General features: G+C 63.7%; 12 protein-coding genes. 6 read left to right on the plus strand and 6 right to left on the minus strand.

Annotated features, from left to right (window positions below):
- Positions 1 to 89 precede the first annotated feature (89 nt).
- Together folP and orn are read right to left on the minus strand one after the other, a co-directional pair.
- Complete coding sequence (gene folP / locus B0E51_RS07815) at positions 90 to 998, minus strand: dihydropteroate synthase (RefSeq protein WP_174570608.1); 909 nt, start codon at positions 996 to 998, stop codon at positions 90 to 92.
- Between the two features lie 52 nt (positions 999 to 1,050).
- Positions 1,051 to 1,617, minus strand: a complete 567-nt coding sequence (gene orn, locus B0E51_RS07820) for an oligoribonuclease (RefSeq protein WP_077444292.1) — start codon at positions 1,615 to 1,617, stop codon at positions 1,051 to 1,053.
- Positions 1,618 to 1,687: 70 nt separating this feature from the next.
- Here orn and sbcB point away from each other — a divergent pair, with 70 nt between their 5' ends.
- Both sbcB and B0E51_RS07830 read left to right on the plus strand, forming a co-directional pair.
- Entirely contained in the window at positions 1,688 to 3,133 is a 1,446-nt protein-coding gene (sbcB, locus tag B0E51_RS07825) for an exodeoxyribonuclease I (RefSeq protein ID WP_077444379.1), read from the plus strand.
- 27 nt (positions 3,134 to 3,160) lie between these two features.
- Positions 3,161 to 3,847: a DUF2461 domain-containing protein gene (locus tag B0E51_RS07830; protein WP_077444293.1), complete on the plus strand. Its 687-nt coding sequence runs from the start codon at positions 3,161 to 3,163 to the stop codon at positions 3,845 to 3,847.
- On the opposite strand, the gene B0E51_RS07835 is transcribed toward B0E51_RS07830, so the two are convergent.
- A complete protein-coding gene (locus B0E51_RS07835) occupies positions 3,844 to 5,157 on the minus strand; it encodes an MFS transporter (RefSeq protein WP_077444380.1) in 1,314 nt (437 codons plus the stop codon). The genes B0E51_RS07830 and B0E51_RS07835 overlap by 4 nt on opposite strands.
- A 323-nt stretch (positions 5,158 to 5,480) precedes the next feature.
- Here B0E51_RS07835 and B0E51_RS07840 point away from each other — a divergent pair, with 323 nt between their 5' ends.
- The 3 genes from B0E51_RS07840 (at position 5,481) to aqpZ (ending at position 8,529) form a co-directional block, all read left to right on the plus strand.
- Complete coding sequence (locus B0E51_RS07840; protein ID WP_077444294.1) at positions 5,481 to 6,320, plus strand: hypothetical protein; 840 nt, start codon at positions 5,481 to 5,483, stop codon at positions 6,318 to 6,320.
- Positions 6,321 to 6,325: 5 nt separating this feature from the next.
- Entirely contained in the window at positions 6,326 to 7,579 is a 1,254-nt protein-coding gene (locus B0E51_RS07845; protein ID WP_254424456.1) for a DUF4785 domain-containing protein, read from the plus strand.
- A gap of 245 nt (positions 7,580 to 7,824) precedes the next feature.
- A complete protein-coding gene (gene aqpZ / locus B0E51_RS07850) occupies positions 7,825 to 8,529 on the plus strand; it encodes an aquaporin Z (RefSeq protein WP_217333084.1) in 705 nt (234 codons plus the stop codon).
- 42 nt (positions 8,530 to 8,571) lie between these two features.
- Here the strand turns inward: aqpZ and B0E51_RS07855 are convergent, their stop codons facing one another.
- From B0E51_RS07855 to ligA, 3 genes are read right to left on the minus strand one after another with little or no spacing between them, the layout of a single operon-like run.
- Complete coding sequence (locus B0E51_RS07855; protein WP_077444296.1) at positions 8,572 to 8,970, minus strand: VOC family protein; 399 nt, start codon at positions 8,968 to 8,970, stop codon at positions 8,572 to 8,574.
- 7 nt (positions 8,971 to 8,977) lie between these two features.
- Positions 8,978 to 9,934, minus strand: a complete 957-nt coding sequence (epmA, locus tag B0E51_RS07860; protein ID WP_077444297.1) for an EF-P lysine aminoacylase EpmA — start codon at positions 9,932 to 9,934, stop codon at positions 8,978 to 8,980.
- Positions 9,934 to 12,324 (minus strand): NAD-dependent DNA ligase LigA, encoded by a 2,391-nt coding sequence (ligA, locus tag B0E51_RS07865; RefSeq protein WP_077444298.1) that lies wholly within the window; start codon positions 12,322 to 12,324, stop codon positions 9,934 to 9,936. The genes epmA and ligA overlap by 1 nt, the downstream gene beginning before the upstream one ends.
- A 136-nt stretch (positions 12,325 to 12,460) precedes the next feature.
- Between ligA and B0E51_RS07870 the strand changes: the two genes are divergently transcribed.
- Entirely contained in the window at positions 12,461 to 13,093 is a 633-nt protein-coding gene (locus B0E51_RS07870) for a phosphatase PAP2 family protein (RefSeq protein ID WP_254424457.1), read from the plus strand.
- The last annotated feature ends 11 nt before the right edge of the window (positions 13,094 to 13,104 follow it).

A 13,104-nucleotide genomic window follows, 5' to 3' on the forward strand; every position in this document is an offset into this window, starting at 1 on the left:
GTGTGCTTGCAATCCCGAAGGGTTTCCCTGTTCCTGCGACGAAGCGAAGTGCTGCGCCGCCTTGCTCAGTAAATCATCTGATGCCGCGTTCAATCGTCATCCGGCCAGCGCGGCGCGGCAGTTTTCTCATCGCGTCGCGGCACCACATCGACGGCATGCACCGCATGCCAGACAGCGAGCGCATCGACGGTGGTGGCCACGTCATGCACACGTACCATGCGTGCACCACGCTGAACCGCAATCAGCGCGGCTGCCGCCGAGCCTGCTGCACGATCCGCTGGATCACTTCGCCCCGTCAGCGTGCCGATCATCGACTTGCGCGACAGCCCGGCATACACGCCACTACCCAGATTGGCGAAGCGCTCCAGCGCGCACAGCAGCGCGAGATTGTGCTCCAGCGTCTTGCCGAAGCCGAAGCCTGGATCAAGCATCACCTTGCGCCGGTCGATGCCGGCCAGTTCGCAGGCAAACAGCCGGTCGGTGAGGAAACGATGCACTTCGCCGACCACGTCGTCATAGTATGGATCGGCCTGCATGCTGCGCGGCTCGCCCTGCATGTGCATCAGGCATACCGGCACGCCCAGTTCAGCAGCAGCATCCATCGCACCGTCGCGGCGCAAGGCATATACATCGTTGATCATGCCGGCACCGGCAGCCACCGCGGCACGCATCACCTCGGGCTTGGAAGTGTCGATCGCGATCGGCAGCGTGGTGCGCGCGATCAGTTGTTCGATCACCGGCAGCACGCGATGCAGTTCTTCCTCGACGGATACATCGGCCGCACCAGGTCGGGTGGACTCGCCGCCAATATCCAGCATGTCGGCCCCCTCTTCGGCCATGCGCAGACCATGCGCCACGGCCACGTCCACGCTGGCGTGCGCACCACCATCGGAAAACGAATCCGGCGTGAGATTGAGGATGCCCACCACCCGTGGGCGATCGAGCCGCAGCGGACGTCCGGCACAATCCAGCACCGGCGCAAACAGATCGATCGACATGCTCAACTCCTGAAACTGATCCGGCATCATGCCGATTGGCAACACCGCCAGGTCAGACCTCGACCTGGCCGCCCAGTTCACCCATGTAGCTGCGGTAATGACGCAGCTCCGCAATGGAATCGCGGATGTCCGACAACGCGGTATGCGCCGATTCCTTGCCGAAACTCTTGGCGATGTTCGGCGCCCAGCGCCGGGCCAGTTCCTTGAGCGTGGAGACATCCAGGTTGCGATAGTGGAAGTAGCGCTCCAGCCGCGGCATCTGCCGATGCATGAAGCGCCGGTCCTGGCAGATCGAGTTGCCGCACATCGGCGACTTGCCTGGTGGTACCCAGGTGCGCAGGAAATCGACGGTCGCCTGTTCGGCCATCGCATGATCGGTTTCCGAGATCAGCACCTGCCGCCACAAACCCGACTTGTGGTGCTGGTTGCTGTTCCAGCTGTCCATCGACTCCAGCCGGTCGATTTCATGACGGATCGCGAAAACCGGGCCCTCGGCCAGCACATTCAGATGCTTGTCGGTGACGACCGTGGCGATCTCGAGGATCGAGTCATTGTCGGTGTCGAGGCCGGTCATTTCCAGATCGATCCAGATCAGGTTGTCTTCATTGGCTTGGCTCATGAGCTCTCCTTGTACCAGCGAGTTTATCAGTCTTGCCGCTTCGACTTTGGACCATGCGATCATCGGTGTCATGCAGACCTTCTTCTGGCACGACTACGAGACTTCGGGCGCCGATCCGCGCCGTGACCGACCACTGCAGTTCGCCGGCATCCGCACCACGCTGGAGCTGGAAATCATCGGTGAGCCGGTGATGTTCTACGGCAGGCCTCCGCTGGAGATGCCGCCCCACCCCGATGCCTGCCTGATCACGGGCATCACCCCGCAACTGGCCCAACGCGAGGGCATCAGCGAGACCGAGTTTGCTGCGCGCGTGCACGAGCAGCTGGCCGAACCGGGCACCTGCGGCGTGGGCTACAACTCGCTGCGCTTCGACGACGAGTTCACCCGGCAGATGCTGTACCGCAATTTCTATGAGCCGTATGGCCGCGAGTGGGAGAACGGCAATTCGCGCTGGGACCTGATCGACCTGGTACGCCTGTGCCAGGCACTGCGTCCGGAAGGCATCGTGTGGCCACTGCGCGAGGACGGTACACCCAGCTTCAAGCTCGAGCATCTGGCCAGCGCCAACCAGCTCAAGCAGGAACGCGCACACGATGCATTGTCCGACGTCTACGCATTGATTGACCTGGCGCGACTGATCCGCGTGCGTCAGCCACGGCTGTGGGACTGGTACTACGGCCTTCGCCGCAAGCAGAAGGTGTTCGAGCTGCTCGACGTGGTGAACATGACGCCGGTGGTGCACGTATCCTCGCGTTATCCGGCGAGCCGGCATTGTCTGGCCGTGATCGCGCCGCTGGTGCCGCATCCGAGTCGTGCCGGCGAAGTGATCGTGTACGACCTCGCCAGCGATCCGGCCGAATGGCTGGCGCTGGACGAGGACGAGATCGCCGACCGCATCTTCACCGCGCGCGCCGACCTGCCGGAAGGTATCGAGCGCATCCCGCTGCGCACCGTGCGCGCCAACCACGCGCCGGCGCTGGCCCCATTGTCGGTATTGCAGGGCGTGGATCTGTCGCGTCTGCAGCTGGACCTCGACCGCTGCATGACCCATCGAGACATCCTGCACGCCGTGGAAGGGCTGACGGAAAAACTGCGTCGCGTATTCCAGCGTGCGTCCGAACTACCGCCGCCGGAGGATCCCGAGCTGGCGCTGTACGGCGGCGGTTTCCTGCCCGATGCGGACAGGAAGCTGCTGGCCCAGGTGCGTGCGACGCCGCCGGTGGAACTGGCAAAACGCGCTTTCCCTTTCCGCGATCCGCGTTACCCGGAGCTGTTGTTCCGCTACCGTGCGCGCAACTGGCCGGATACCCTGGATGCCGACGAACACTCGCGCTGGGAAAGTTTCCGGCAGGCACGCCTGACCCGCCACACAGCGCTGACCGGTCTGACCCTCGACGACTACTTCACACATCTCGCCCAACTGCGCGAGGATCCGCAGGCGCAAGACAAGCTGCCCCTGCTCGACCAGCTGCAGGCCTGGGGCGAGCAGCTCGCCGCCGGTATCGACACTGTTTGATCCAATCACCTTGAGCCAACGACCGCCATGCCGCAGACCTACTTCACTCCCGCCACCTTCCGCTTCCTGCGCGCCCTCGACAAGAACAACAGTCGCGACTGGTTTGCCGCACACAAGGACGATTACGAGCGCCATGTGCGCGAGCCGTTCCTGCAGCTGATCACCGACCTGCAGGCGCCACTGGCGAAAATCAGCCCGCACTACCGCGCCGATGCGCGCAAGAACGGCGGCTCGCTGTTCCGCATCTTTCGCGACACGCGTTTCTCCAACAACAAGCTGCCGTACAAGCCTTGGCAGGGCTCGCGCTTCTTCCACGAACGCCGCCACGAGATCCCGGCGCCCTCGTTCTACATGCACATCCAGCCGGGCGACTGCTTCGCCGGTGGCGGCATGTGGCATCCGGAGCCTGACGCATTGAAGCGCATCCGCGGCTTCATCACGGACAACCCCGCTGCCTGGAAACGCGCCACGCAGAGCAAACCGTTCCGCGAACACTTCACGTTCTGGGGCGAATCGCTGAGCCGTCCACCACGCGGCTTCGATCCGGAGCACGAATTGATCGAGGACCTGAAGCGCAAGGATTTCGCTGTTGGCGAGAACTTTGATGAAGTGCTCGCCTGTTCGAACGAGCTGCTGCCGTGGACTGTCGCAACGTTCAAGCGCGTCTCGCCGCTGATCGACTACCTGTGCGCAGCACAGGAACTGGAGTTCTAGCTGCCGACTCGCGCCACATCATGTCCAACGTGCCGTGCAGCGATCGACCAGGCCGCGACGGTGGCCCCGATGACGGCGGTAAACGCCACATAGTGCGCCGGCGCCAGCACGCCGAACCGTTGCACCAACAGCCCGATAAGTGGCGGCGTAAGACCACCGAAAAGTGCGTAAGCGATGTTGTACGAAAACGATAATCCCGAGAAACGTATCGCAGGCGGAAACGCCACCACCATCAGCGCCGGCACCACGCCGACCACGCCGACGCTGAAACCGGTCAGCGCATACAGCGCAACGAAATGCGTGGCGCCAGCCTGCAGGTCGAGATAGAGCGCATAGCTGCAAACCAGCAAGCCGATCGCTCCGAGCAGCAGCGCATGCGGATAACCGATGCGATCGGCCAGCCAGCCGTAGCAGAGGCAACCCAGCGCCAGCGCGAACGAAGCCACGTTGTTGCCAAGGAACGCGCGTGCCGGCTCGATGTGGAACACCGACTGCACCAGCGACGGTGTCATCAGGATCATCACCACGATCGCGGCGGTGAGCATCCAGGTCACCAGCATCGACATCAGCACGCTCGGCAGATGCCGTTCGAACACCTGTCGCAACGGCAGACCGGGGGCCAGCTCGCGGCGCGCATGCATCGCCTCGAACACCGGCGTCTCGCTGAGCCACTGGCGCAGCCACACCGCGAAGAAGCCGAACACGCCACCGACCAGGAACGGCAGCCGCCAGCCCCAGTCGAGCACTTCGGCAGGGGTCAACCGATGGTTGATCGTCGCTGCCACGAGCGAGCCGATCAGGATGCCCACGGTCAGTCCCGAGGTAAGGCTTGCGCAGGCAAAACCGATCCGCTGCGCCGGCACATGCTCGGCCACGAACACCCACGCACCTGGCACCTCGCCGCCCACCGCGATGCCCTGCACCACGCGTAGCAGCAGCAACAATAACGGCGCCAGCATGCCGGCCTGCGCATACACCGGCAGCAGGCCGATACCCAGCGTTGGCACCGCCATCAGGAATACGCTGAGCGTGAACATCTTCTTGCGCCCCAGCTTGTCGCCGTAATGCGCCATCACGATGCCACCCAGCGGGCGCGCCAGATAGCCCGCGGCGAAGATGCCATACACCTGCAACTGGGCCAGCCATGAGGCGGTGTCCTTCGGAAAGAACAGATGGCTCAGCGGGATCGCGAAGAACACGAACACCACGAAATCGTAGAACTCGAGCGCCCCGCCGAGTGCGGAGAGCAACAGTGTGCGCACATCGCGCCGCTGGAGATGGCCAGTAGCAACACTCGAAGAATTCGTCACGCAGGACCGTCCGGGCTGAGCAAAAGTGCGCGTCACGATACCCCAGCCACCGCCGCCATGGTCGACAGCGGACAGATCCTGATGGCTTTCATCGGAATTGTGCAGTTGCGTCAAGACGCTGTCGTATGGCGCTGCTAGAGTCCATACGCTGTCGCATGGTCTAGGGGGATCAGGCGGCTGCCCAAGGATGCCTACCGGCATCATTCGCTGTCGGCCTGCCTGCATGAACGGGTGGTTTGGCGTGCCCGTGCTGCTTACGAGTCGACCTCATCGCGGCATCTGCCGCCTTCGAAGGAGAGATACGCGTGCGACGCATTCTATTGATGTTGTCCCTGGCCCTGGCCTGTGCTGCAGCACGGGCGGCCACGGGAGTTGCGCTGGTTCATGGAACAGGGGATCAGACCGATGCCTACGACAACTACTGGCAGTCGGCCATGGTCGAGGGGGTACGTGCAGGTCTGAGCAATCCGCAGAACCTGCTCGTGGTCAATTGCGATTTCACCCAGTACATGTGGGACGACCGGGCCGCCGGCTGTCTGGCCAGCCAGCTCACCAGCTTCATCCAGACCAACAATATCGACAAGCTCATCGTCATCACGCATTCCGATGGCGGCAACGTGATGCGCTGGATCCTGTCCAATCCGACCTATGACTCGCGCTACCCGAACATCATCAGCCACATCGTCAAGGTCGATGCGCTGGCGCCTTCGAGTGCCGGTACGCCGCTGGCTGATGCAGTGATTGCCGGCAACGTGTTCGAGACCGCGCTGGGCTGGCTGCTCGGTGAGCAGAACAACGCCGTGCGCCAGCAGCAGGTTGGCTGGATGGCGACTTACAACCAGCAGAACCTGCTTGGTACGGCAGGACGGCCAGCACTGCCGGTGCCGTTCCGGGATGTCGTCGGCACGAACGTGGTGGCCGCGATCTGGAGCAGCCAGGCCTATTGCGGCGGTTACGCCGACAGCGTCGGCCTGGCGATCACCCAGAGCTGGCTGAGCAGTTGCTCGGACGGATTCATCGACTGCACCAGCTCGTCCGCGGCAGGCAGTGTGTGGTTCCGTGATACGCAGCAGACCAGCGGCGGCTCCGTGCTGAACCACAACCAGAGCAGGCGCGCCTGCTTCGGGCTGCAATCCATTCTTGCCAACGACATCAAGGGATGATCGCCATGAAACTACGGATTATCGTCGGCGCCGTCCTGGCCACCTGCACCACCGCGTCCGCGCTTGCCGGCACGTTCGCCTTGCTGCCGCCCCAGTCTGGAGACATGGTGCCTTCGCTGTTGTTGACGCGTGCAGCCGCGCCGGTCGGCACAGCGACCATGCCAGCCTCGAACCACGTGCATGTGGAACGCAATCCGCTGAGCGTCAGCTGGGCGTTGTCGAACGATGCCCCCCTGCAAGCCCAGCCGCAGCCCTTTGCCCGCGACAGCCGCGAATACTGGATGGATGTGGCTGCCAGCGATCTGCAGAAAGGTATCCAGCTTCCGCTGAGCGCACCCGGCGCCATCATCCGGCTCAGCTCAAGCGATCACCTGCAGGGCACACTGCAAGCATCCAGCATGCACATCCAGCTGGGCCAGCAGTCGCTGACCGTCGACCATGCAGCCAACCAGCTTGCCGATACGGCGTCACTGCAGGCCGCAGGCATGGCTGCTCCGGCCGCATCGATGGTGATAAAGCTCAGACCCGAACTCGGTGCCGGCATCGCCACCTTGCAGGCGCCCGCGGCCAGCGGGCGCTACGTGGTGCACGTGTTTGAGCCGGAGAGCCCGTATACGGTCACCGCGCTGGCCGACCGCGACGACCTGCTGCTGGGCAACCATGTTCACGTGCACGTTGCGATGCATGATGCTGACCAGGCCGTGCCGCTGGTGGCTGCAGGCGGATTCCTGCGCGCACCGGATGGCAGCACCACCCTGCTCGACTTCCAGCGGCAGACCGACGGCAGCTTCTCGGTCGACGCACAACCCAAGGCCATCTCTTCGACGCCAGGGCTGTGGGAGGTACACAGCTTCACCGTGGGCACGGATGCGAATGGCCAGGAGGTTCGACGCGATACCACTACGGTATTTGCTGCCGCCGTGCCGGATGCACGTCTTGGCGGCGCTGGCAAAATCACACGTGCGGTCGACCAGGGTATCGACATCTCGCTTGGTGTGCTGGCGCAGAACCCGAGCCGTTATGCGGTTTCGGCCGTGCTGTACGGACGTGGCGCCAAGGGAGTGATGGTGCCAGCCGCCTACGCACAATCGGCAGCATGGCTGCCGGCAGGCAACGGTCAGCTGGTACTGCACTACGATCCGGCCAACCTGCGCGGCATCGGCGCTCCTTACGAACTGCATGACCTGCGTCTGCAGGATCAAGCGGCGATCGGCCTGCTCGAACGCCGTACGCTGGCGATCCGTTTCATCGCACCGTGACCGCCCTGACCCGTGCCACGGATGGCATGGGTCACCCACCTGGCCAGTCAGGCTGCTGCAGCGCACTTGTGCTGCAAGTTGCCGGTCGCACAGACTGCCGACGCGGCTTTTCGCCGGCATGTCCAAGGGGAAAATCCGTGCACACGTTCCTTGCTCCCTGACGTGAGATCACCCGTTTCATGATTGCCGCGTTCGCCACACACGTGGCGAGCGCCCTTTTCAACAGGATCCTTGAGGAGTCTTCGATGAACATGGGCAAACGCTTGGCCGCCGAATTCTTCGGCACGTTCTGGCTGGTCATGGGTGGCTGCGGCAGCGCGGTGCTGGCGGCAGCCTTTCCCGAACTCGGCATCGGCTTTGCCGGTGTAGCACTCGCCTTCGGCTTCACCGTGTTGACCATGGTGTACGCGGTCGGCCATATCTCCGGCGGCCATTTCAACCCGGCAGTGACCGTCGGGCTGTGTGCCGGTGGCCGCTTCCCGGCGAAGGACGTGATTCCGTACATCGTGGCGCAGGTGGTCGCCGCCATTGCATCGGCGGCCGTGCTGTATGTGATCGCCAGCGGCAAGGCCGGCTTCGACGCCAGCACCAGCGGTTTCGCCTCGAACGGCTACGGTGCGCATTCGCCGGGCGGCTATTCGATGTGCGCGGCCATCGTCTGCGAGCTGGTGATGACCGCGTTCTTCCTGATCGTCATCCACGGCGCCACCGACAAGCGCGCACCGGCGGGCTTCGCCGGCATCGCGATCGGCCTCACCCTGACCCTGATCCACCTGATCAGCATTCCGGTCACCAACACCTCGGTGAACCCGGCCCGCTCGACCGGCGTGGCGCTGTTCCAGGGTAGCTGGGCGGTCGAACAGCTGTGGCTGTTCTGGCTGATACCACTGATCGGCGGCGCAGTCGGTGGTCTGATCTATCGTTACCTGCTGGAAAGCCGCGACGCTTGATCTCACCCACCCCGCCCGGGAACGGGCGGGGTTCAGGCCGGTTCAACCGGCCTGGTACAGCTCGATGGGCAAACCATCCGGATCAGCGAAAAAGGTGAAGCGCCTGCCGGTGTATTCGTCGACCCGCACTGCTTCGCAACTCACCCCGCGCTCGTCCAGCACGCTCACCACCGCGTCCACATCCGAGACCGCAAACGCCAGGTGACGCAGCCCCTGCGCTTCCGGCCGTGATGGTCGTGGTGGTGGATCGGGAAAGGAAAACAGTTCCAGTTGCACGCCGGGGCTGACCAGCAAGTCGCATTTCCAGGAATCGCGTGCCTCGCGATAGACCTCACGCACGATCGGCAACTCCAGCGTCTCGCTGTAGAACGCACGCGAACGCGGATAGTCCGAACAGATCAGCGCAACATGATGGATCGCCGTCAGCAGCGGCTTGCTCATGCCCGACTCATGCCTGGTTGAACGGAAACGCGAGCACATTGGCAATCGCATCCGTGCCAGCCAGACACATCAGCAGACGCTCCACGCCAAGCGCCACACCGGCGCAATCGGGCATCGAACCGAGTACAGGGAGAAGACGCTCGTCGATCGGTATTTCACGCAGCCCACGGTGGCGGCGCACGGCATTGTCGTGCTCGAAGCGTCCGCGTTGCTCGGCTGCATCGTTCAATTCGTGATAACCGTTGGCAAGTTCATGGCACCCCAGATACAGCTCGAAGCGCTCGGCCAGTGGCGGCTCGCCGGGACGGATCCTGGCCAGTGCGCATTGTGTGGCCGGATAGTCGTGGATGACGGTGATGCGGTCGCGCGGGAACGAGGGTTGCAGCTTGTGCGTGATCAGCAGGTCGAGCCAGTCGTCGCGCTCCAGGCCAGCCGGGTCGATGTTGTATTCGGCGAGTGCCGCGCGCAGTTCGTCGATCGGCGCGTGCAGCGGATCGATGCCGAGTTCATCCAGGAACAGTTGCCGGTAACTCTCGATCAGCACTTCGGCCCGTCGTCCGACCATCGCCAGCGCAGCCTCGACCAATTCGATGGTCTCCCCCATCACACGGCGGTGATCCCAGCCGACCCGGTACCACTCCAGCATGCTGAACTCGGGATTGTGCCGCCCGCCGGCTTCGCCGTTGCGGAATACCCGACCGAGCTCGTAGCAATCGCCGACACCCGCCGCAAGCAGGCGCTTCAACGGAAACTCTGGTGAGGTACGCAGCCAACGTTCGCGCGCACCGGCATCGACGTGGCCACTGAACGTCGTGCTGAAGCTCTCGATGTTCGGATCGGTGTTGCCGGCCGTGGACAGGATCGGCGTTTCGACTTCCAGTACCTGACGATCGGCGAAGAACGTCCGGATCAGCGCGTAGAGCCGCGCACGCAACTGCAGGGAGGCGATCTGATCCATATCCATCAACCCACCTCGTGTTCTTTCAGTAACGCCAGCAACTGCGCTTCGTCCCACACCGCCACGCCAAGCTCGTGCGCTTTGTCGAGCTTGGAGCCAGCAGCTTCGCCCGCGACAACAAAACTGGTCTTCTTCGATACCGAACCGGAGACCTTGGCACCCAATGCCTCCAGCCGTTCCTTCGCTTCGTCGCGACTGAGCGAGGTTAGCGTGCCGGTGAGCACGATGGTCTGTTCGGCCAGCGGCGCCTGCGCCACCACCGCCGTTACCGGAACCGCCTCGAGCAGACGCTGCATCGCTGCCTCGGCTGAGCGCAGCTCGGCCAATGCAAGCGGACCGGCGAGAAAGTTTTCCAGGCCGCTCGCAGCGGCCTGCGGCACGCCGGCGGTGATCCAGTGCGCCGATCCGCCCGTCAACAATTGGTCGAGCGTGGGGAAATGTTGCGCCAGCAGCTTGCAGCTCTTGGGGCCGAGCTTGTTGATCTTGGCCATGTCCAGCAGCACGCCCAGGTTGAGGCGCTCGCGTAGCAGCGGCGATGGCGTCGCCTCGTCGCTGAAGACGATACCTGCCGCAAGCAGCGCGTCGACCACCTGCTGGTTGCCTTCCTGAGCAAAAAATCCGGCGATCGACGTGGCCACTTCGCCGCCGATGTCGGGCAATACGCGCAACACGGGCGCCGGCGTACTGCGCACGAAGTCGAGCCGACCCAACCACGCCGCCAGCGTCTTCGCCGTACTCTCGCCGATATGCATGATGCCGAGCGCGAACAGGAAGCGTGCCAGCGTGACGCGCTTGCTGCCTGCAATACCCGCGACCAGGTTCTCAGCCCACTTGGTCGCCACCTTGCCAGCCTTCACCGTCTCCGGTGTGGTGCCGTCCCGCTCGTCGATGCGCCGTTTCATGTCGACGAAGTCGTCCACGCTCAACCCATAAAGGTCCGCCGGCGTGTGCACGATATCGAGTTCCACCAGCGCCTCGGCGAAGCGCTCGCCCAGACCTTCGATATCCATCGCGCGACGCGAGGCGAAATGGATCAAGGCCTCCTTGCGTTGCGCGGCGCAGATCAGCCCGCCGGAGCAACGCCAGGCAGCCGCACCCTCCTCGCGGATCAGTGCAGAGCTGCAGATCGGACAGTGCGTCGGCATTACCCATGGCACTGTTCCAGCCGGACGCTGGTCCTGGATCACCCGCACCACTTCCGGAATCACGTCGCCGGCGCGGCGCACGATCACCGTATCGCCCACACGCACGTCCAGCCGCGCAATCTGATCGGCGTTGTGCAAGGTGGCGTAGGTCACCGTCACGCCGGCCACCTGCACCGGCTCCATCCGTGCGCGCGGTGTGGCCGCACCCGTGCGGCCAATCTGGATTTCGATGTCGAGCAGACGCGTGGTCTGCTCCTGCGCCGGAAACTTGTGCGCGATCGCCCAGCGCGGCGCGCGCGAGACGAAACCCATCTCGCGCTGGCCGGCATAGTCGTCAAGCTTGTAGACCACGCCGTCGATGTCGTAAGGCAACGCATCACGCTTCGCGCCAATGCGGCGAAAATAGGCGATCAGCCCCTCGAAGCCGCGCGCCGTATCCACTTCCGGCGACACCGGAAAACCCCACTCGCGCAGTTGCTGCAAGGTGGCGGAATGCGTCGAAGGAAGCGTGCCTCCCTCGACCGCACCGATCGCGTAGGCGAAGAAACTCAGTCGCCGCTTCGCGGTGATCGCCGGATCGAGCTGGCGCAGCGAGCCGGCCGCACCGTTGCGCGGATTGGCCAGCGGCTTCTCGTCATGTGCGCGGGCGTACTCGTTGAACGCTTCGAAATCCTTGCGCAGCATGATCACTTCGCCGCGCACTTCCAGTACGTCAGGCCAGCCCTTGCCACGCAGCTTCAACGGGATCGCGCGCACCGTGCGCAGGTTCGCGGTGACGTCCTCGCCAGTCTCGCCGTCACCGCGGGTGGCGCCCTGCACGAACACGCCACGCTCATAGCGCAAGCTGATCGCCAATCCGTCAAGCTTCGGTTCGACCGAGAATACTGGTTCGCGTCGATCCAGCATCTGCTCGATGCGCCGCTCGAACTCGGCCACTTCGCGGAAGCGTTCGCGCTCGCCGTCACCATCCTGCTCGAATGCATTGCCCAGCGACAGCATAGGCAGCTGATGGCGCACTTCGGCAAAACCGCCCTGCGCCCGTGCACCGACCTTGCGTGTCGGTGAATCGGGCGAGGCGAGCACCGGATATTCCGCCTCCAGCGCTTCCAGCTCGCGCATCCGGCGGTCGTAATCGGCGTCGGTGATCTCCGGCTCGTCGAGCACGTGATAGCAGTAGTTGGCCTGTTCGATCTGCGCACGCAGCGCGGCGGTGCGGTCGACGATCTCGGCGGGGGCTGGGCGTTCGGTCATGCAGGTCTCCTTCCTGTTGCGCAGTTTAGCGACAACCCCCCGATTCTCAGCTGCCAGACATAAGCGAAACGAAAGATTTGGAGCTTAGCCTCAGTAATTCCATGCGGGCGGCGTTCAATCACGCCGGGAGGGCAACATGATCATGCGTATTGCGCGATATCTGGTGGCCCTGGTTGCTGTCCTTGCCTCCGGCACCGCCCTGGCCAACGGTGGTCCGCTCGGCATCGACCATCGCTGGCATTACGACAACAGCGGCATCTGGAAGCGCAGCGACCAGAATGTGCTGATGTACGGCACAATTTTCTCCGTGGCCGGTGGCGCGCTGGCGTTCGGCGATCAGGACAAGTTCGGCGATACGCTGTGGCGCTCGGTCGATGCGTTGGTGATCAGCAGCATCGGCGCGCAGGCGATGAAATACACATTCCAGCGCGAACGTCCCTCGCAAACCAGCAATCCCGACGAGTTTTTCAAGGGAACCCACGCGCAGAGCTTCCCCAGCGGCGAGGTCACGGCGATTTCCGCCGCCGTGACACCATTCATGGCTGCTTATGGCGATGACCATCCAGCGGTCTATGCGCTGGCTCTGTTGCCAGCCTATGACGCGGTAGCACGGCTGAAGGTACGTGGTCACTGGCAAAGCGACGTCCTGGTCGGCGCAGCACTAGGTACGGGCGTGGGTATGTGGGCTGCGCATCGACAGTCCCCACTGATCCTCGGCTGGTTGCCGGGTGGCTTCCAGGTCGGATTCGTGCATCACTTCAAACCCTGAACCCGATGGGT

This window comes from Rhodanobacter sp. C05, assembly GCF_002001165.1.
GTDB lineage: Bacteria > Pseudomonadota > Gammaproteobacteria > Xanthomonadales > Rhodanobacteraceae > Rhodanobacter.